The 20,202-nt window shown below is 60.6% G+C and carries 17 protein-coding genes; 5 read left to right on the top strand and 12 right to left on the bottom strand.

Annotated elements, in window-relative coordinates; genetic code table 11:
• Window positions 1-11: 11 nt before the first annotated feature.
• On the top strand, window positions 12-878 hold the full coding sequence (locus tag L904_RS15615; RefSeq protein WP_020810158.1) for a D-amino-acid transaminase: 867 nt from the start codon (window positions 12-14) through the stop codon (window positions 876-878).
• Between the two features lie 7 nt (window positions 879-885).
• Here the strand turns inward: L904_RS15615 and L904_RS15610 are convergent, their stop codons facing one another.
• From L904_RS15610 to L904_RS15580, 7 genes are all read right to left on the bottom strand, one after another.
• Window positions 886-1,782 carry a LysR substrate-binding domain-containing protein gene (locus L904_RS15610; protein WP_020810157.1) on the bottom strand — a complete coding sequence of 299 codons (897 nt, stop codon included), beginning with the start codon at window positions 1,780-1,782 and terminating at the stop codon, window positions 886-888.
• Between the two features lie 253 nt (window positions 1,783-2,035).
• A complete protein-coding gene (locus L904_RS15605) occupies window positions 2,036-3,547 on the bottom strand; it encodes a serine hydrolase (RefSeq protein ID WP_031233853.1) in 1,512 nt (503 codons plus the stop codon).
• Window positions 3,548-3,787: 240 nt separating this feature from the next.
• Window positions 3,788-4,528, bottom strand: a complete 741-nt coding sequence (locus L904_RS15600; protein ID WP_004443516.1) for an ABC transporter ATP-binding protein — start codon at window positions 4,526-4,528, stop codon at window positions 3,788-3,790.
• Window positions 4,525-5,355: an ABC transporter ATP-binding protein gene (locus tag L904_RS15595; RefSeq protein WP_035264314.1), complete on the bottom strand. Its 831-nt coding sequence runs from the start codon at window positions 5,353-5,355 to the stop codon at window positions 4,525-4,527. Before L904_RS15595 ends, L904_RS15600 begins: the two co-directional genes overlap by 4 nt.
• Before the next feature lie 3 nt (window positions 5,356-5,358).
• The gene (gene nikC / locus L904_RS15590; protein WP_020810155.1) at window positions 5,359-6,261 is read right to left on the bottom strand and encodes a nickel transporter permease; all 903 of its coding nucleotides are present in this window, start codon (window positions 6,259-6,261) and stop codon (window positions 5,359-5,361) included.
• Window positions 6,258-7,271, bottom strand: a complete 1,014-nt coding sequence (locus tag L904_RS15585; protein ID WP_004433194.1) for an ABC transporter permease — start codon at window positions 7,269-7,271, stop codon at window positions 6,258-6,260. Before L904_RS15585 ends, nikC begins: the two co-directional genes overlap by 4 nt.
• A gap of 2 nt (window positions 7,272-7,273) precedes the next feature.
• A complete protein-coding gene (locus L904_RS15580) occupies window positions 7,274-8,869 on the bottom strand; it encodes an ABC transporter substrate-binding protein (protein ID WP_020810153.1) in 1,596 nt (531 codons plus the stop codon).
• A gap of 235 nt (window positions 8,870-9,104) precedes the next feature.
• On the opposite strand from L904_RS15580, the gene L904_RS15575 reads away from it, so the two are divergent.
• Window positions 9,105-10,145 carry a dipeptidase gene (locus tag L904_RS15575; protein ID WP_031233852.1) on the top strand — a complete coding sequence of 347 codons (1,041 nt, stop codon included), beginning with the start codon at window positions 9,105-9,107 and terminating at the stop codon, window positions 10,143-10,145.
• Between the two features lie 55 nt (window positions 10,146-10,200).
• On the opposite strand, the gene L904_RS15570 is transcribed toward L904_RS15575, so the two are convergent.
• Complete coding sequence (locus tag L904_RS15570; RefSeq protein ID WP_020810151.1) at window positions 10,201-10,494, bottom strand: hypothetical protein; 294 nt, start codon at window positions 10,492-10,494, stop codon at window positions 10,201-10,203.
• Between the two features lie 275 nt (window positions 10,495-10,769).
• Here L904_RS15570 and mprF point away from each other — a divergent pair, with 275 nt between their 5' ends.
• From mprF to L904_RS15555, 3 genes are all read left to right on the top strand, one after another.
• Window positions 10,770-13,370 (top strand): bifunctional lysylphosphatidylglycerol flippase/synthetase MprF, encoded by a 2,601-nt coding sequence (gene mprF / locus L904_RS15565; protein WP_020810150.1) that lies wholly within the window; start codon window positions 10,770-10,772, stop codon window positions 13,368-13,370.
• Entirely contained in the window at window positions 13,367-14,752 is a 1,386-nt protein-coding gene (locus tag L904_RS15560; protein WP_020810149.1) for a virulence factor, read from the top strand. The genes mprF and L904_RS15560 overlap by 4 nt, the downstream gene beginning before the upstream one ends.
• A 221-nt stretch (window positions 14,753-14,973) precedes the next feature.
• Window positions 14,974-16,302, top strand: a complete 1,329-nt coding sequence (locus L904_RS15555; RefSeq protein ID WP_020810148.1) for a telomere resolvase — start codon at window positions 14,974-14,976, stop codon at window positions 16,300-16,302.
• A gap of 99 nt (window positions 16,303-16,401) precedes the next feature.
• Here L904_RS15555 and L904_RS15550 read toward each other — a convergent pair whose 3' ends face one another.
• From L904_RS15550 to graC, 4 genes are all read right to left on the bottom strand, one after another.
• Window positions 16,402-17,688: an aromatic acid/H+ symport family MFS transporter gene (locus L904_RS15550; protein ID WP_020810146.1), complete on the bottom strand. Its 1,287-nt coding sequence runs from the start codon at window positions 17,686-17,688 to the stop codon at window positions 16,402-16,404.
• 217 nt (window positions 17,689-17,905) lie between these two features.
• Entirely contained in the window at window positions 17,906-18,244 is a 339-nt protein-coding gene (locus tag L904_RS15545) for a YciI family protein (RefSeq protein WP_020011713.1), read from the bottom strand.
• Window positions 18,241-19,128 carry a hydroxyquinol 1,2-dioxygenase gene (gene graB, locus L904_RS15540; RefSeq protein WP_020810145.1) on the bottom strand — a complete coding sequence of 296 codons (888 nt, stop codon included), beginning with the start codon at window positions 19,126-19,128 and terminating at the stop codon, window positions 18,241-18,243. Before graB ends, L904_RS15545 begins: the two co-directional genes overlap by 4 nt.
• 15 nt (window positions 19,129-19,143) lie before the next feature.
• Window positions 19,144-20,199: a maleylacetate reductase gene (gene graC / locus L904_RS15535; protein ID WP_020810144.1), complete on the bottom strand. Its 1,056-nt coding sequence runs from the start codon at window positions 20,197-20,199 to the stop codon at window positions 19,144-19,146.
• Window positions 20,200-20,202 lie beyond the last annotated feature (3 nt).

The raw sequence follows: 20,202 nt of genomic DNA, 5'->3' as shown, positions 1-20,202 counted from the left end.
ACGGAGTTTTCATGACTAGCCCATCCGGTCGCATCGTTTACGTCAACGGCGAATTCCTGCCCGAAGCGGACGCCCGCCTTTCCATCTTCGACCGCGGTTTCCTGTTCGGCGACGGCATTTATGAAGTCACCTCCGTTCTGGAAGGCAAGCTGATCGACAGCGACCTGCATATGGCCCGGCTGAAGCGCAGCGCCCGCGAAATCGACGTGCCGCTGCCGGTCACCACGAAAGAGATCGTCGAGGCCGAGCGCCGCCTGATCGCCGACAACAACCTCGTCGAAGGCATGATCTACCTGCAGCTGACGCGTGGCGCCGAAGACCGCAACTTCCTGTTCTCCGCCGATCTGAAGCCAACGCTGGTCATGTTCACCCAGGCCAAGAAGCTGATCGGCACCCCCGTCGAGGAAGCCGGCATCGCCGTCAAATCGGTTCCCGACCAGCGCTGGGAACGCCGCGACATCAAGACCGTCTGCCTGCTGCCGCAGGTCATGGCAAAGCGCATCGCCAAGGCCGAGGGCTGTGACGAAGCCTGGATGATCGAGGATGGTTTCGTGACCGAAGGCGCCTCCTCCACCGCCTATATCATTACCGGCGACAAGAAGATCATCACCCGCGGCAACAGCAACAAGACCCTGCCCGGCTGCACCCGCCTCGCCGCCCTGCAACTGGCCAGGGAAGCCGGTTTCACGCTGGAAGAGCGGCCCTTCACGCTGGAAGAGGCGCTGAATGCCGATGAAGCCTGCCTGACGAGCGCCTCCAACTTCGTTGTCTCGGTGACGAAGATCGACGGCAAGCCGGTTGGCAATGGCAAGCCCGGCCCGATGGTGAGCCGCTTGCGCGCGCTCTACCTCGAAAACGCCCGCCGCACCGCGATTTAAGCAAGCATCAGCCTTCGAGAACCGCCCATATACGCTCGACAACGGGCCGGCGGTTTTCCTTGGAACGATAAAGCCGGATATCGACGGCAATATCGAAACTGTCATCGGCGGCACGCACCAGCGCGCCGCTGTCCAGCTCCTGCCGCATCAGGCTTTCCGGCACCCAGGCGACACCCCAGCCGGCCATCGCCATGGCTTTCAGCCCCACCGACATGCTGCCCTCATGCACCCGCTCGAATTGCGGCAGGCGCGCGCTCAGGAGATCGCGCAGCAACGGCCCGAAGAAAGAAGCCTTTTCATAATCGAGATAGGCGAATGGTTTCCGTGCATTTTCCACGAGTTCATGCAGCGGTGAACCATCTTTTGCCGGCGCGGAAACGGGAATGATATTTTCCGCACCAAGCACCCGAAACTCGAAGGTCTGCGCATCGAGCAGCATCGGCACTTCGGGATGGGCATAGGTCAGCAGAAAATCGCTCTGCCCGTCCACCAGCGAATTGAGGTTTTCCTCCATGCTGCCGGAATCGGGCCTCAGCACAGAAAACAGCGGTCCGGCCGTCTCGTTCACCCGTTTCAGCCAGTCGGGAAAGAAGGTGAAGGACAGGGTGTGCAGAGCCGTCAGCCGCACCGTTCTGGCATCGGCCCCCTCTTCCTGAAGAAGTGTGCGCCGGGCATGGTAAAGCTGTTTCAGGGTCTCCTGCGCCACCGGCACGAATTTCACACCCGCTTCGGTCAGCCGGGAAGGATAGGAGGCGCGGTCAACCAGCGTCGCACCCACCCAGGCTTCCAGCTGCTTGATACGCCGGCTGAAGGCGGATTGCGTCACATGCCGCTCATCCGCCGCCTTCGAGAAATTGAGCGTTCCGGCCAGCGCCAGGAAATCCTCGAGCCATTTGACTTCCAAGGGCCTGTTCTCCCACAAAGATGTTGTCCCGGCCTGCCGGGAACATGGATATTTATTAGGAGCAATGGAACCTGATTGAAACCCACTAGAAACTTCGGACTGTTGAGGAAATAGCCCGAGCCTCGCTCTCGTCATCCTTGGGCTTGTCCCAAGGATCTAAGCACGTCAACAAAATCAAACGTTTGCAGATCCTCGGGACAGGCCCGAGGATGACGTCGAATTTGTCGGGCGCAACGGAATCGGTTTCAGACCGTTAGCGGCTTCTGGAATATTCGATCATCCGCGCCCGGCTGGAAACCAACTCGATCCGGTCATCGCCCAGACGATTGAGGCAGACGCGCTTCGTCCATGGCCCGTCAATCAGCGTGAAGAGGAAACGACCATTGCCGAGCGCCTTCAGAGGCATGCTGCGACGCGTCGGGCCGATGCCCATCGTCAATGACGAACCGCTGATCGAAAATTCCGCTCCCTCATCGGAGCGCCACGAGCCCGAAAGATCATCCGGCACGGCATGCTGGCCGACCGGCAGGAAACGGCGGGCGGCGTGACCGGCCTCACCGACAATGGCATCACCGTCTAACCTGAGACGCATCGGAGAAGATGCGGAGCGGGAAGAGACCCAGCCATCGACATCTTCATAAAGCGTGTCGTCACCATCGATAAAGGTGGATGTGCTGCCCTTGATTTCCAGCCACCACGGCCCGCTTTCGGTCACGTAAAGGCCTTCCGGCAGGCTGGCGGCCGGCTTGGGCAAAGGCAGGCCGGTGAGGGCCGCCATGCTTTCAAGCGCGATCTTGAAGCCATTGGTATCCTCACGGTTCGACACCACGACAAAACCCGTGCCGCTTTCCGGATCGAGCAGGAAATAGGTCTTGTAGCCCGGATGCGAACCGCCATGGCCGACGAAGTGCCTGTCACCGAGATGCGACCAGCGCAGGCCGAGGCCATATTCGCTCATCCGCCCATCCGCGAGCGGCCGCTCGGCCGAAAGCGCGTCAAGAACAACCGCGAAGCTGCCCTCGCCGCGCATCAGACCCTGCAACCAACGGGTAAGTGCTTCGGCACTCCCCGCAAGGCTGCCGGAAGCGGAAATATGCAGGCCGGCCGCCGAAAGCTGCCAGTTGTCTTCAGCCTTCCAGTAACCCGGCACCAGCCCGTCGACAGGATCGTTCCAGACATCCGGCGCCTTGAGGAACACGCCGAACGGCCCGGCAATCTGCTGCTGCACGAAATCATCGAAACGGAAACCCCGGCGCTCGAGTGCCGCTTCCACCAGACGATAACCGGTATTGGAATAGGACACCTCGCTGCCGGCAGGGAAATTCAGCCGGGTGAGCTGCGACAGATAATCGAGAAGCGGGCCGGCCTTCGTCTCGGTGTAAACGGAAAGGCCAAGCAGCGAGAGGCATTCCCGTGTATCCGGCAGGCCGCCGCTCATATCCAGCGCCTGCCCCACCGTCACCTCGCGCAGCGGTGATTGCAGCTCCGGCAGATGCTTGCCGAGCGGGTCGTCCAACCCGATCAGATCGGAATGGGCAAGTACCATGGTGCAGAAGGCATGTTTGGTGACGGAGGCATAACGCACCACGCTCTGCGGCGTGAAAGGTGCGAATGTCGAAAGGCTCTCGACACCGCCCGCATGGGCGAAACGGATACCGTTGAGATCGAAACCGATTGCCGCTCCACCCGGCTCATTGCCCCCCCATTGCGAGACGAAGCTCTCTGAAAGGGTTGAAGCGGCGTTCCAGTCGAATTGCTGTGGCATGGTTCGGTCTCGTGTCTCTATTGCAACGCGCGAAGACAACGGTTTTGTCACCGGCATCGCCGCTTGTTTCTTCTCCCCGAGGGGGAGAAGGTGGCCCGAAGGGTCGGATGAGGGGGCGACGGTAGAAATTTACGGAGAGCTGGCCCCCTCATCCCGCTGCCGCGGACTTCTCCCCCTCGGGGAGAAGAAGCGGGCGGCACCCGCTCGATCCATGTGTAACGTAGGCTAGGTAACCGGCCGTCAGGCCGGCTCTTCCAGCCGGATACTCAGGCTACGCAGCTCTTCCGTATGCGGGTGTTTGGTCCGTCCCTCACGCAGATCACCCGCACTCAGCTGCTCCACCATTTCCCCGTTCAGCATCACGCCAACCTGCGGGCACAGATGCGCGATAACAGCCAGATTGTGGCTGACGAGAATATAGGTGAGGTTGCGTGCCGCACGCAGGTCCTGCAACAGGTTCAGGATTTCCGCCTGCACCGACACGTCGAGCGCCGAAGTCGGCTCATCCAGCAGCAGCACCTGCGGGTCCGCGATCAGCGCGCGGGCAATCGCCACGCGCTGGCGCTGGCCGCCAGAAAGCTGGTGCGGAAAACGGAAGCGCACGGCCTGCGGCAGCGCCACGTCGGACAAAGCCTGTTGGATGCGCTTTTCGATATTGTCCATGCCGTGCACCAGCGGCAATTCGCTGAGAATGCGGTCGATGGTCTGGCGCGGATGCAGCGAGCCATAGGGATCCTGAAACACCATCTGCACCTGCCGGAAGAATTCCGGCGTGCGACGCAGCGGTGCATCCTTGCCGGCAAAGGCAATGCGGCCTTCCCAGCTTTCGTTGAGGCCGGCCATGGCGCGCAGGATGGTGGACTTGCCCGAACCGCTTTCGCCGACGATGCCGAAGCTGCCGCCCTTCTCAACCGAAAAGGACACGCCTTTCACGACTTCGCGGTCGCCGAACTTGATACGGAGATTATCGACGTCGATCATTGGCTGGACCACGCTGCATCACGGTTGAGAACGGGAAGACGCTCGCGCGGATGCGTCAGCGAGGGAATGCAGTTTAAAAGTCCCTGCGTGTAAGGATGCTGGGCCTTCAAAAGCTCGGAAGCCTTCAGTTCCTCCATCACCCGGCCCGAATACATCACGGCGACGCGGTCACAGAAATGCGAGACGAGCGGCAGATCATGGCTGATGAGGATGAGGCCCATGCCGCGTTCCGATACCAGCTCCTCGATCAGCCGCAGGATTTCCGCCTGCACCGTGGCGTCGAGCGCGCTGGTCGGTTCGTCGGCAATCAGCAGTTCAGGATCGGGCGCGAGCATCATGGCGATCATGACGCGCTGGCCCATGCCGCCGGAAACCTCATGCGCATAGGATGAGGCAACCTGGCGCGGATTGCGGATCTTCACCTGATCGAGCAGGGCGATTGCCGCTTCCATGGCCGCACGCTTGCTGCCACCCTTGTGGGCGCGCCAGGCTTCCGCGATCTGCGCACCCATGGTCTTGACCGGGTTCAGCGAATACTTCGGGTCCTGCAGGATGAAACCCGCCCGCTTGCCACGGATCTGGCGCATCTGCCTTTCGCTGGCGGACAGCACATCGATACCGTCGAAGGAGAGCTTGTCGGCGCGGATATCCGCATTGGAAGGCAGAAGCTTCATCAGCGCGCGCGCCGTGAGGCTCTTGCCCGAACCGGATTCACCGACGATGCCGAGCTTTTCGGTTCCAAGCTTCATGGAAACACCACGCACCGCCTCGAAACGGCTGGTGCGGGTCTGGAATGCGATCTTCAGATTTTCGATTTCGACCAGCATGGCTCAATGTCCCTTCGGGTCGAGAACGTCGCGCAGGCCATCGCCAAGGAAGTTAAAGGCGAGCGAAACGAGGAAGATGGCAATGCCGGGAATGGTGGCGACCCACCATTGTTCGAAGATGAAGCGCTTGGCGGTGGCGATCATCGCACCCCATTCCGGCGAAGGCGGCTGCGCACCCATGCCGAGGAAGCCAAGGCTTGCGGCGGTGATGATGATCGAGCTCATGTCGAGCGTGATGCGCACGATAAGGCTCGGCACGCAGAGCGGTGCGATATGCCGGGCGATGATGCGCCAGGCGGAAGCGCCGGTCAGCCGGTAGGCCGCAACGAAATCACTGCCGCGCACCGTCATGGTTTCGGCGCGGGCCAGACGCGCATAGGGCGGCCATGCGGTGAGCGCGATGGCGAGAATGGCGCTTTCAACGCCGGGCTTCAGTGCCGCAACAAAGGCCAGCGCGAGGATGAGGCGGGGGAAAGCCAGAAACACATCCGTCACCCGCATCAGCACCGTATCGACGATACCGCCGAAATAACCGGCGATGCAGCCGATGGCGAGCCCGATGGGTGCGACGAGAACGACAACGGCAATGACCATGCCGAGCGTAACGCGGCCGCCATAGAGAATGCGCGAGAGAATATCGCGACCGAGCTCATCCGTGCCGAACCAGTGTTCGGCGCTCGGAAACGCCAGACGGTTGCCGAGGTTCTGCATCGCCGGATCGTAAGGGGCGAGCAGCGGCGCCAGCAGCGACAGCGTAATGAAGAGAACGATGATCGTAAGCCCGATCACCGCCAGCGGATTGGACTTGAGATTGAGCCAGATGCGATACCGGTTGCCCCAGGCAGCCTGTGTTCGCGAATGCGGCGTCTCGTCCAGCGCCCAGTTTCTGAAATTAGCTAACATCATCGAACGCGAGGATCCATAACTCTGTAAAGCACGTCTGCGAGCAGGTTGAGGGCGACATAGATGAAGCCGATCAACAGGGTTGCTCCGACGACGGGGTTCATGTCCGCGTTCATGAGCGAGACGGTGAGATATTGGCCAAGGCCCGGCCAGCTGAACACGGTTTCCGTCACCACCGCACCTTCGAGAAGGCCGGCATAGGTGAGCGCGAGAACCGTGATGAGCTGCACGGCGACCGTCGGGAAGGCATGGCCCCAGATCACGGTCATTGCCGAAAGCCCCTTGGCACGGGCGGTGATGACATATTCGCCCTTCAACGCGTCGATCATGAAGGCGCGCGTCATGCGGGTGATATAGGCCATGCTGAAATAGGCAAGAATGCAGACCGGCTGCACCATATGGGCGATGGCGTCGTAAAAGGCGTCCCAGTCGCCGGCAAGCAGCGTGTCGACCGTCATCAGGCCAGTGACCTGCGTGATCATGCCGTCATAGATGATGTCCTGCCGGCCCGGCCCCGGTGCGACGCCAAGCGTGGCGTAAAAGACGAGCAGCGAAATCAGCGCCAGCATGAAGACCGGCACGGAGTGACCGGCAAGGCAGACGACGCGGATGACCTGATCGGTCAGCTTGCCCTGCTTCACGGCGGCCCAGACACCGAGCGGAATGCCGATAAGCGCTGCGAGGATAAGTGCTGCCGTGGCAAGTTCAAAAGTGGCGGGGAAAACGCGCTTGATATCGATCCAGACCGGATTGCGGGTCAGGATCGAATTGCCGAAATCGCCATGCAGGACCTGCGAGACATAATGGAAGAACTGCACGACCAGCGGCTGGTCGAGACCCATTTCGGCCCGCACGCGCACGATGACGTCTTCGGGCGCATTGTCGCCGACCGCCGCGATGACGGGATCGACGGGCATGACGCGCCCGATCATGAAGGTGATGACCATCAAACCGAACAGCGTCAGGATGACGCTGCCCAGTATCGACGATATGCTTTTAACGCGCTTGTTCAATGTCACGCTTTCTTCGCATCGTGGTAGGAATTGCCCTCGGAGAGAACGCCGAGCTCGAAGCCGGAAACGCCCTTGCGGAAGGCGGCCGTCTTCGTGGTCTGGAACATGAACACGAAGGGGCTGTTTTCCATGTGCTCGCGCTGCAGAGCTTCATAAAGCTCCACGCGCTTTGCCGGGTCCTTCTCGTCACGGGCAGCTTCCGCCTTGGCGGCGAAGTCGTCGTTCTTGAAGCGCGAACGCCACAGGAAGGGCTTCGACTTGGCGTCGTCGCCATTGTCCTTGTTGATGTTGAAGACATCGGCGTTGGAATGCGGATCGAAATAATCCGTGCCCCATGCGGAAAGCGCCATCTGATGTTCGCGGGCGCGCATCTTGGTCAGAACCTGACGGTTTTCCGCCGACTGCAGACGCACCTTGATGCCGATATCGGCAAGATTTGCCTGAATGGCCTGCGCCAGATCCGGATAGGGCTGGGCGGAATAGTGATCCATGCTAATCTCGAAACCATCGGCAAGGCCGGCTTCCGCCATCAAAGCCTTCGCCTTTTCGACGTCGCGCTGGTACGGGATGTCGTTGACGGCGCCGGGGAAGCCCTTCGGCTCGAAGCTCTGGTGGATTTCGTGCGTCAGCGGCACGATGTTTTCCTGCATGCCCTTGTAGTCCAGCGCCCACTTGATGGCCTGCCAGACCTGCGGCTTGGCGAGGTTCTCATTGCCCTGGTTGAGCGAGATCAGCACCAGCGAGGCAATGGACTTGCGCTCCAGCTCGATATTCGCATCGTCCTTGACGGTGCGCAGCTGTTCCGACGTCAGGTCGCGGGCAATGTCGATATCGCCCTTCTGCAGCATCAGAAGCTGGGAAGACGGATCGGTGACGTGGCGCAGGATGATGCGCTTGATATTGCCCTTGTAAGGACCGTTCGGATTGACGGTGAGTGCTACGCTTTCGCTCGGCTTCCAGGCCTGCAGCACGAAGTCGCCGGAGCCGGCGCTGTTCTTCTGCAGCCAGCCATTGCCGAGGTCTTCGCCCGATGCATTGGCGAGAACCGCCTTCTTTTCGACGATCGCGCCGATATTGGCCGAAAGGCAATAAAGCAGGAAGGAGATGGCGGTCGGCTTTGCCGTCGTCAGCTTCACCGTCTTGTCATCAGTGGCAACGATGGTCGTCTCGGCATTGTCAGGCGTGAAGCCGAACTGGCTGATGATGAAGGCCGGGCTCTTGTTCATCTTGATGGCGCGCTGCAGCGAGAAGGCAACGTCTTCCGCAGTCACTTTCGCACCGCTGGAGAAGGTCGCTTCGTCACCGATCGTGAAGGTGAAGACCTTGCTGTCCGCATCGGCTTCCCAGGACTTGGCGATGACGGGATCGACCTTGGTGGAATCCTCACGGTTGGCGCGCACCAGCTTCTGATACATGTTGGAGATGATTTCACCGCCGACGGCTTCGAAACCTTCATGCGGGTCAAGGCTCGTCATATTGTCCAGTTGCTGGGCGACAACCAGAATATCCTTCGGCGTCGCGGCAAAGGCCGGAATGCGCGCATAGGACAGGAACGGAACGGCAGCGCCGGCAATCAGAAGGTTGCGTCTTGAAATCATCGAAAATCCCCTTTCGGACCTTATTTTTCGGAAAACGGTATGGGTTTGCCCCAATCCAGTCATTTTTTTTATGTTTTCCCGCGATTACCACGAGCAAACGAGGCCCGACCAATTCCAAATTTGGCAGAGCCTATGCACGGATTGCATTTGCTCCCGCCTTGACCTTTCCTCTACCAATTCTGAAAACTCGTCCGCACGCGCGTCCGCGCAATCCCATTTCCGAAGGTGAATGACCATGACCGATCAAAAAACCGTATCCGTCTTCGACGGCCACAACGACGTGCTTCTGCGGTTATGGCGATCGGGCAATGCTTCCCCCGAAACGCTTCTCATCGAAGGGGATACCGTCGGCCACATCGACCTGCCGCGCGCCAAGAAAGGCGGGCTGGCCGGTGGCCTCTGCGCCGCTTATGTGCCTTCGCCCAGCATGGACAAGGACGCCAACGGCGACTACCCGACACCGACCGAGGCGGATGCGCTGAAGGCAACGCTTGCCATGGCCGGCCTTTTGTTCCGGGCAGAGAAACAATCCGCAGGCGCGCTCAAGGTCTGCCGCACGGCCGCCGATATCCGCGACGCCATGGCGAAAGGGGCTTTCGCTTCCGTCTTCCATATCGAAGGTGCGGAGGCGATCGGCGCCGATCTGGATGCTCTCCACGTTCTCTACGAAGCGGGTCTGCGCACGCTCGGGCCGGTCTGGAGCCGCCCGAACATCTTCGCTTACGGCGTTCCCTTCCGTTTCCCCTCGACGCCGGATATCGGCCCCGGCCTCACGAATGCCGGCAAGCGGCTGATAAAGACCTGCAACGAGCTGAAGATCATGGTCGACCTGTCGCACATGAACGAGCAGGGTTTCTGGGATATTGCCGGGATTTCCGACGCGCCGCTGGTGGCTTCGCATTCCAACGCCCATGCGATCTGCAACCACAGCCGCAACCTGACTGACCGCCAGCTGGACGCCATCCGCGACACGGGCGGCCTTGCAGGCATCAATTTCGGCGTTCTGTTCCTGCGTCAGGACGGCGTGAAGAACCCGGATACCGATCTCAACGAACTCGTCCGCCACGTGGACTATATCGTCAACCGCATCGGCATCGATCATGTCGCGCTCGGTTCGGATTTCGACGGCACCACCATTCCCGCGGCCATGAAGGACGCAGCCGACCTGCAATTGCTGGTCGAAGCCCTGCGCAAGGGTGGTTATGACGACGAGGCGCTTGCCAAAATCTGCCACGGCAACTGGATCCGTGTGCTGGAAAAAACCTGGGGCGCGTGAGGCATATTGCAATTTATCTCCGGCGCAAAGCGCCGGAGATGTAAGCGGCAGGCCCTTAAGCCTTTGCCGCTTTTTTCTTGCCGGTCGCCCGGAAGGCCAGAAGCCCGGCGACGACACCGATCATCGCCCATTTCATCGGCAGCACATCCGCCGTCTCGCTGCGGATCGGCAATACGGTCACGGTGCCCGGACGGGATTCATAACCCATCTGCCCTTTTGCCTTGGCCTCCGCGATCTGTTGCGGCGAAACGACCCATTCGGCACCGCGCATCTTATCCACCGCCATGTATCCGCCGCCCGCCACGAGGGCGACGACGAGCGAAACGACTATTCTTGTGGGCGTGTTCATTGGCATCTCCTTCAATCGAAAGGAGCGTGTAGTCGCATCAAACGGCACCACCAAGCAACTGCAACGGTCAATTTGGCGTCATTCGGAACAATCCCGTCAATCATGCATTCCATAGTTGCATTTTCCACCCCAAACCCGGTGAAATTCACGCATGATCGGACATAAACTTCACATCGACACTTCATGCTTTTCTGCTAATCACATTTCCTCAACCGAAACGAATTAGCGACACAATCCTGTGGTTCGCCAACAGGAACTGGCGCTGGGCAAAGTAAATGGCAGACAAGAGCGAAATTACACAAACCGATGTTACGGAATCCGCGGTTGAAAGCTTTTTTGCCAGAAACCGCCCCTATCTGACCGCGATCGCCATTACGCTGGTCTTCGTGATGATGACTTTCGCCATCTATCACCTGACCTCCGAAGTCCGTTATGACGACGTCATCGATGCGCTGACGCAGACCTCGGCCTCGGCGGTGCTGCTCGCCATCGTCTTCACCGCGCTCAGCTTTCTGGCGCTGATATTCTACGACGCCAATGCCATCGAATATATCGGCCGCAAGCTGCCCTTTCCGCCCATGGCGGCAACTGCGTTTGCGGCCTATGCCATTGGTAATACTGCCGGTTTCGGCCCCTTGAGCGGCGGCGCCATCCGCTTTCGCGCCTATTCCCGGCTGGGTTTGTCACCCGGCGAAATCGCCCGCGTCATCGCCTTCGTCACGCTGTCCTTCGGGCTTGGGCTGCTTTCGGTCAGCGCCATCTCCACCTTCATCGTCGCACCGCGCATCGCCGCCATCATCGGCGTCGATGCCGCTATTCTCAGGGGTGCAGCGCTTGCCATAATCGCGGTTCTCGTGGTGGCGGCCTATGTCGGGCGCAACGGGCGCGCCATCCGGCTCGGCGCATGGCGGCTTCGTCTCCCGGACAGCCGGACATCGTCACGCCAGTTCCTCGTCTCCGCCTTCGATATCGCCGCTTCCGCTTCGGTGCTTTATGTCCTGCTGCCCGACACACATCTCGGCTGGCCGACATTTTTCGCCATCTACGCCACCGCCGTCGGCCTCGGCGTCCTCAGCCATGTGCCCGCCGGCCTTGGCGTCTTCGAAACCGTCATGGTTGCGGGGCTGGGCAACGCCATCAGCGTCGATCAGCTGCTCGGAAGCCTCGTTCTCTACCGCGTGATCTATCACGTCCTGCCGCTGGTGGTGGCCATTCTGGTCATGCTCGTCTCGGAGATGAAGCAGTTCGCGGCAAAGCCTGTTGTCTCCGATATCAGCCAGCTTGCCGTCAGGCTCGCGCCGCCCCTGCTATCGACCTTCGCGATGATCCTCGGCACCATGCTGATCTTCTCGAGTGTGACGCCGACACCGGACAGCAATCTGGATTTCCTCTCCAATTTCGTACCGCTTCCCATCGTCGAGGCGGCGCATTTTCTCACAAGCATTCTCGGCCTCGTGCTTGTCGTCGCCTCGCGCGGCCTCGGGCAGCGGCTTGACGGCGCCTGGTGGATTGCGCTGGTCGCCGCCTCGCTGGCGCTGGTCCTCTCGCTCCTCAAGGCCATTGCCGTGTTCGAAGCCGCCATTCTCGGCGTCTTCATCGCGGCCCTTTCCGTCAATATGCGCAGCTTCAACCGCCATGCCTCGCTGGTGAAGCAGGCGCTGGGCCCAAGCTGGCTCGCCGCCATGGCCGTCATCATTGCCGGCGCGGCGACAATCCTGCTCTTCGTCTATCGCGATACGGATTACAGCCAGACATTATGGTGGCAGTTCGAATTTTCCGAGGAAGCGCCGCGCGGATTGCGCGCCCTTCTCGGCCTCGTACTTGCCTCCTCCACCATCGCCATCTTCAGCCTGATGCGGCCGGTGGCCTTCAGGCCGGACGCCATCAAGGCCGACGACGTCACGAGTGCGACCGGCATCGTCATGACACAGGATGCGGCCGACGCCAATCTGGTGCGCATGGGCGACAAGCACGTGATGTTCTCCGAAAGCGGCAACGCCTTCATCATGTATGGGATTCAGGGCCGCTCATGGATCGCGTTTGCCGATCCGGTTGGCGATGAGGATGATTTTCCGGATCTGGTCTGGCAATTCGTGGAAGCCGCCCGTGGCGCTGGTGCGCGCGCCGCCTTCTACCAGATTTCGCCTTTCCTCCTCTCCCATTGCGCCGATGCGGGCCTTCGCGCCTTCAAGCTCGGCGAACTGGCATTGGTCGATCTCACCGCATTCGAACTGAAGGGCGGCAAGCTCGCCAATCTTCGCCAGTCGCTGAGCCGCGGCGCGCGCGACGGACTGACCTTCGAGGTGGTAGAGCAAGCGCAGGTGGCGGATATTCTGGATGAGCTGAAACAGGTCTCCGATGGCTGGCTCGCCCACCACAACACCCGGGAAAAACGCTTCTCGCTTGGCGCTTTCGAGCCGGATTACATTCTGTCGCAACCCGTCGCCGTGCTGCGCAAGGATGGAAAGATCACCGCCTTCGCCAATCTGATGGTGACGGACACGAAAAAGGAAGCCACCGTCGACCTCATGCGTTTTTCGCCGGATGCGCCGCGCGGCTCGATGGATTTTCTCTTCGTCAGCATCATGCAATATCTGCGCGAGGCGGGTTATGAGAGCTTCAATCTCGGCATGGCCCCCATGTCCGGCATGTCGAAACGCGACGCCGCCCCCGTCTGGGACCGCATCGGCAGCACGCTGTTCGAACACGGCGAACGGTTCTACAACTTCAAGGGCCTTCGCGCCTTCAAGGCGAAGTTCCACCCGAAATGGGAACCGCGTTACCTTGCCGTGCAGAACGGCGCAGACGCCGCTCTGGCGCTGATGGATGCGACGGTTCTCATCAGCGGCGGCGTCAGAGGAGTGATCGGAAAATGAGAAAATCCAGCATGCTGAAAGCGGTTCTTGCCGCCTCCGCCCTGTTCGTCTCCCCCTTGTTTGCTTCTGGCGCCGTTTTTGCGCAGGACAAGCCCGCTTACGAGACCGGCATGATCCCCGCCGGGCACATCATGGTGCCGGACGGCGATATCCTCGCCAGCGTCTTCCTGATTTCCGATGCGGACGGATGGACGGCCGCCGATGAGACCCGCGCCAAGGCGCTGGTTGAAAAGGGCGCAGCCGTGGTCGGCATCGACTTCAAGGAATATCTGAAGGCGCTCGAGGCCGATGACGACGAGTGCATCTATATGATCTCGGATATCGAGTCGCTCTCGCAGCAGATTCAGCGCACCGCCGGCACGAGCAGCTATCGCCAGCCCATCCTCACCGGCATCGGCAAGGGCGGAACGCTGGCGCTGGCGATGATTGCGCAGAGCCCCGTTTCCACCGTCCGGGAAGCTATCGCCGTCGACCCCAAGGCCGGCCTGCCGCTCGAGAAAATCCTCTGCACCCCCGCCACCAAGGACAAGGCGGATGGCGAAACGGTCTATGGCCTGACCGACGGCCCGCTGCCCGCTCCCGTCAGCGTGCTGTTCACGCCTGCCGCGGATCAGAAGGGCCGCGACCACGTCAACGCGCTCGTCAAGCTGCATCCCGATATCGACGTGACGGATGTGGATGACAAGGCGGACGAGGTTCTGACCCAGACCCTGTCCGACCAGATCGACGCCGCAGGCGACACCGACAGCCCGCTCGGCCTGCCGATCAAGGTTCTGGAAACCAGCCCGGTGATGGACACCATGGCGGTGATCTATTCCGGCGACGGCGGCTGGCGCGATCTCGATGAGGAAGTCGGCGGCGCCTTCCAGAAGGAAGGCATACCCGTCATCGGCGTCGATTCGCTCCGCTATTTCTGGAAGGAAAAGAAACCGCAGGAAGTCGCCACAGATCTCGGCCGCATCATCGACACCTATCGCAAGGAATGGAAAGTCCGCAATGTGGTGTTGATCGGCTATTCCTTCGGTGCCGATATTCTTCCCGCCACCTATAATCTGCTGCCGGACCGCGACAAGTCGCATGTCGTGCAACTGACCCTGATGGGACTTTCGACCGAAGTGGATTTCGAGATTTCCGTCGAAGGCTGGCTTGGCGTTGCCGGTGAAGGCAAGGGCGGCAAGACGGTGGATGACATCGCCAAGATCGATCCGAAGCTGGTGCAATGCATCTATGGCACGGAAGAAGAAGATGAGGACCCCTGCCCCGGCCTGAAAGCCAAGGGCGTGGAAGCGGTCGGCATCGAGGGCGGTCACCATTTTGACGAGGACTATGAGGGACTGGCCAAGCGTATCGTGACCTCGCTGAAGACCCGGCTGCCGAAATAGCCTGCATCCCCATCGGCCGAAATCCCGCCTCTAGGATGATCTTCAGCCGCGAATGCATCTCCGATGCTTCTTCGCGTCGCGGCCGTGCTTGCGGAATCGCTTAAACTATTATTCAAAAGAAACCGGCCTGCAGTGGATGTTCATCACATTTCCGCAACCGTGCTGCTGTTGATCGCCAACCATGGATTTTATATTTCCGGACGGGTTCAGGGAGCCGCCGCATGCCCGCTTCAAAGCGAAAGACGAAAACACCAGTCCTCGTGGAACGCATCGATCATTTCGTCGGCCAGGTCAAAGAGGCGATGAAGAGCGATGACACGCTGCGCAACAGAAAAATCCGCGATCTGTGGGATGCCGAGGTCCGCTACCATTTCGACAATGGCCGCACCGAAAAGACGCTCGAACTCTACATCATGAAATATCGCAATGCGCTGAAGGCCGAGTTCGGCGTCAAGAGCACACCGCTTGCCATCTGCAACATGAAGAAGCTGCGCGAGCGGCTGAACACCTATATTGCGCGCGCCGACTATACGAAAACCGGCGTGGCGACCTCCATCGTCGAAAAAATCGAGCGGGCGGAGTTCAATACCGCCGGCCGCAAGCCGACCGTTCTGCTGCGTATCGCGGATTTCATTTCGGCGATGAACGGCATGGGAACGAAAGAAGAGATGCAGACCCTGTGGAATGCTGAAATCAGCACCATGAAGGGCAGAGCCCAGACAACGATCATCTCCTACATCACCAAATATCGAAACGCCATCCGCGAGGCCTTCGGCGACGACCACCCGATGCTGAAGATCGCCACCGGCGATGCCGCGATGTATGACGATGCACGCCGGGTGAAGATGGAGAAGATCGCCAGAAAGCACGGCGCGCTGATCACCTTCGAGAATTACCGGCAGGTCCTCAAGATTTGCGCCGATAAGCTCCTGTCCGCCGATCCCCTGATGATCGGCATCGGCCTGATCGGCATGACGGGACGCCGCCCCTACGAGGTCTTCACCCAGGCGGAATTTTCACCTGCCCCCTATGGCAAGGGCGTCTCCAAATGGAGCCTCCTGTTCAACGGCCAGGCCAAGACGAAACAGGGCGAAGGAACGAAATTCGGGATTACATATGAAATCCCGGTGCTTGCCCGCTCGGAAACCATTCTGGCCGCCTATAGGCGCCTGCGCGAAAGCGGACAGGGAAAATTGTGGCATGGCATGTCGATCGACGATTTTTCGTCGGAAACCCGCCTGCTGCTCCGGGACACGGTTTTTAACCTGTTCGAGGATCTCTGGCCGAAGGAAGAGCTTCCCAAGCCCTATGGCCTCCGGCACCTCTATGCCGAGGTGGCCTTTCACAATTTCGCGCCGCCGCATGTGACCAAGAACAGCTACTTCGCCGCCATTCTCGGACATAACAACAACGACCTCGAAACCTCGCTGTCCTATATGACCTATACACTGCCGGAAGATCGCGACGATGCGCTGGCGCGGGCCAAACGCATCAACGAACGGACGTTGCAGCAGATGGCGACAATCGCGCCGGTATCCCGCAAGGCGTGATGCGTTAAAGTCATTTTCCGGGCGTAAAACCGCTCGGCAGTTTTGCCGGAAATGCTTTGGCCGCGGATTTCAGTTCTCCGCGGCCGGCCATTTCATTCATCAAACCCGCGCGTCACCGGAGGTGCGGTAAAGCAGGGTCAATACCGTCAGCATCAGCCCCACAAGTGCGACCGAACCGAAAATGTAGAAATTCCACTCGGGCGCCAGACCCCGCTGCAGCACGAGGCCGCCGATCATCGGGCCGGCAATGCCGCCGAGCCGCCCGACCGCCAGCGAGAAGCCGAGACCCGTGCCGCGAATATGAACGGGGTAGAGCCGTCCCACCAGAACATTGGCGAGAATCTGGGTGCCGATGGTGCCCGCACCCGCAAGGGCGACGAAGGCATAAAGAAGCGGACCCTTATTCACCGTCAGGGCGAAGATCGAGGCGGCGCCGATGGCAAACAGGATCGCCACGACCACCTTGACGTTGCCCTTATCCGCAAACCGCCCGCCGATGAGGATGCCGATCGCAGCCCCGACATTGAGCATGACGGAAAAGCTGAGCGCCGAACTGATGTCATAACCCATCTTGTTCATGATGGTGGGCAGCCAGTTGACCATGCCGAAGGTGAGAAGCAGCGAGCAGAAGTGGATACCCCAGGCATTCAGCGTCGAGAGCAGCCGGCCTTCCGAGAACAGCGCGCCGACGCCGCCCTTTTGAATTTTCGCATGCGGCACGATGCGTTGCAGACCGTAGCTGTCGCAAATGCCGTCAGCCTCCGCCTGCCGCCCCTTGCTTGCCAGCCATTCGGGCGATTCCGGCAGGAACCGCATGAAGATCGGCAGAAGAATAAGCGGCAGGCCGCCGATCAGCATCAAGGGCCGCCAGCCATAGGTCTCCAGAAGAAGGATGCCCATGATGCCGGAAATGATGCCGCCGATAAGATAACCGAGGAAAGACAGGGAATTGGCCTGCGCCCTGCGATGCGGCGGCGAAAATTCCAGCACCAGCGCGGTGACCGTCGGCAACAGCGCGCCAAGCCCGAGACCGGCGAAGAAGCGCGTGATTTCGAAGGCGAGAAAATTCGGCGTCATGGCCGATGCGATCATCATCGCCGAAAAGCCGGCGAGGCTGAGAAGAACCACCTTGCGGCGGCCGATGCGGTCGGCCATGGTGCCGGCAAATAGCGCGCCGAGCAGCATGCCCACCAGCGTCAGCGCGGCGGCGCGCCCGACCATGGCCGGGTTGAGCGCCCATGCGCTTTCTTTCAAAAGTGCCGGTGCGACGGCGCCGTAAACGACCAGATCGTATCCGTCAAACATGATCATCAGGCCGCATGTCGCAATAACGCCGGCCGGGTTCTTCGTCCGCGCTGACGCGGCGCTCAGATAATTCGTGGACATGTTCCTCCCTTTCACGCATGAACGCGCCATCCGGTATGGATAAGCGTCTCCCGTTCCTGCGATATCCTCCGTGAGTGCCCGGCGCGCTCCACACTGATATGTGCCCTGCTCCGTCAAGCACATATCGCCAGCATCACCCGCCTTCGATTAAATGTTGCATTTGCAAAAATTGCAAATGAAATATTAACAAATGCCAGGCGCATCGCGCCGACGAAATTCAGCCGGGCCCCAGCCCGGAAATCGTCGACAGCGTCGGCGTCCAGCTCAAAATATGAATGCGGTTATAAACACCGTGAATGACGAATGGATCGGCATCGCTGAAGGCGATGACGTCTTCGATCGAGCGCGCCTGCGCGATAATGAGAGCGGCGGATGGGCCGTCGGCAACCGCACTCATCGGACCGGAGACAAGAATCTTGAACCCTTCCGCCATCGCCTCGCCATTGCGCAGATGGGCCTTGTGAGCCTCTATCTGCGCCGCCCGTTGCACGGCCGCAGCGGGATCGCTTTCGGCGAAACGCACGTAAAGCCGGGTTCGGTCGCTCCCGCCTCTCATCGGGCGAGCACGAAATCGTGGTTCACCGACCAGAACCAGTCGCCGATGAAACCCAGGTCCCGCGCCTTCTGCGCATCTTCCACCCGCTGGAAATCGGCGAGCAGACTTTCCTTCACCCCGAAGACCGCATCCGAACGGATATAGGGATCGTCGGGATCGAAGATATGGGTGACGAGCGTGGTGAAGCCTTCGGCCGAAACGATATAGTGCAAATGCGCCGGCCGGTAAGGATGCCGCCCCATGGCGCGCAGCAACTGCCCGACCGGACCGTCATCCGGGATCGGATAATATTTCGGCTTGGCGGCCCGGAACCAGTAGCGCCCGTCCTCGCCAGTGATGAAGACGCCACGCAGGTTGAAATCGGGCTGGATGCCCTTCTGCTGCACGTCATAAAAACCTTCGTCATTGGCCTGCCAGACATCGATACGCGCGCCGGCGACCGGCGCTCCCTCGGTGTCGAGGATGCGGCCGGTGACCACCATATCCTCACCCTTGCCATCGAGGCAGATATTCGCACCCATCGGCATTTCCGGCGCATCCGCGACATGGAAGGGGCCGAGAACGGTCGATTCCGACGCGCCGCTTGGCTTGCGATGGTTGATGGCGTCGACCAGCATGGAGACGCCGAGAATATCGGAAAACAGGATCCATTCCTGCCGCCATTCATTGCAGATCTGGCCCACCTCGGTGAGAAAATGAATGGCCTTCATCCACTCCTCCTCGGTCGGTTCGATTTCCTTCACCGCCTCATGCAGCTTGCGCGTCACCACCGCCATGATTTCCTTCAGACGCGGATCGTCACAGTCGCGCATCCGCGCGATCACGGTTTCAGCCGAGCGTTCCTCGACGAAATAGCCGTCATCATTGCTCATCTTCATATCCATCGTCTCCTCCTCCCATCACTCCGGCCGCGCGCCTTCGAAGGCGCGTTGCAAAAGGTCGCGGATCGCAGTTTTTTCGATTGGCCGCGGGCACCAGTAAGGATTGGCCGTTGCAAGCTCCGCCATGCGGTCGAGATCGTCCGCCCGGACCCCGAGAGCGACAAGGCTCGATGGCGCGCCAAGCCGGGCGGCAAAATCGTAGAGCCCCGCCCCTGCCCTGCCGCCGACAAGAGCGGCGAGCGGCGCGAGCAGATCCGGCACCGCCTGTTCCACATAGGCGATGGTATGCGGCAGAAGCACCGCATGGGTTTCCGCGTGCGGCAGATCGAGACTGCCGCCCAACGTATGGCAAAGCTTGTGATGCAGCGACATGCCGACGGCGCCAAGCACCGTGCCGCACAGCCACGCACCATAAAGCGCGGTCTCGCGTGCTTTGACATCCTGCGGCGCAGCTTTCACGCCGGGAAGCGCCTCGATCATCGCCCGCAATCCCTCAACCGCTATCAGGCTCGCGATGGGATTGCGGTCCTGTGCATAAAGCGCCTCCGCCGCATGCGCCATGGCGTTCAGCCCGCTCGTCATGCTGATCGCGACCGGCAATCCAAGCGTCAGTTCCGCATCGTAAATCACCACTTCCGGCAGGATTTCCGGCCCGCGCATGGTGGTCTTCACCCCGTTTTCCGTCTGGCCGAGAATGGGCGTCACCTCGGAGCCGGCATAGGTGGTCGGGATGACGATCTGCGCCGCACCGGTGCGCAGCGCAATGGCCTTGCCGAGACCGGTGGTGGAGCCGCCGCCGAGCGCCACAACGCAATCCGCACCGGCGGTGCGATAGGCTTCGACCGCGTTTTTCGTCACCTCGACCGGCGTATGCATGGCCGCATCGCAGAATACGCCCACGGCAAGCCGGCCGAGCCGGGCCGCAAGCGCCTCCGCGTCACCCTTCTGCTGCGGCGTGGAAAGCACCAGCACCCGCGACAGGCCGAGGCGGCGGATTTCCTCCGCCACGCCCGCCGAACTGCCTGCGCCGAAGACGATGCGGGCGGGAGCGGCCATATAGACGAAAGGCCGCATGGT

Source organism: Agrobacterium sp. LY4, assembly GCF_001526585.1.
Classification (GTDB): domain Bacteria; phylum Pseudomonadota; class Alphaproteobacteria; order Rhizobiales; family Rhizobiaceae; genus Agrobacterium; species Agrobacterium leguminum.
Note: the sequence above shows the minus strand (reverse complement) of the source record. Positions and strands in the feature narration are given on the sequence as shown.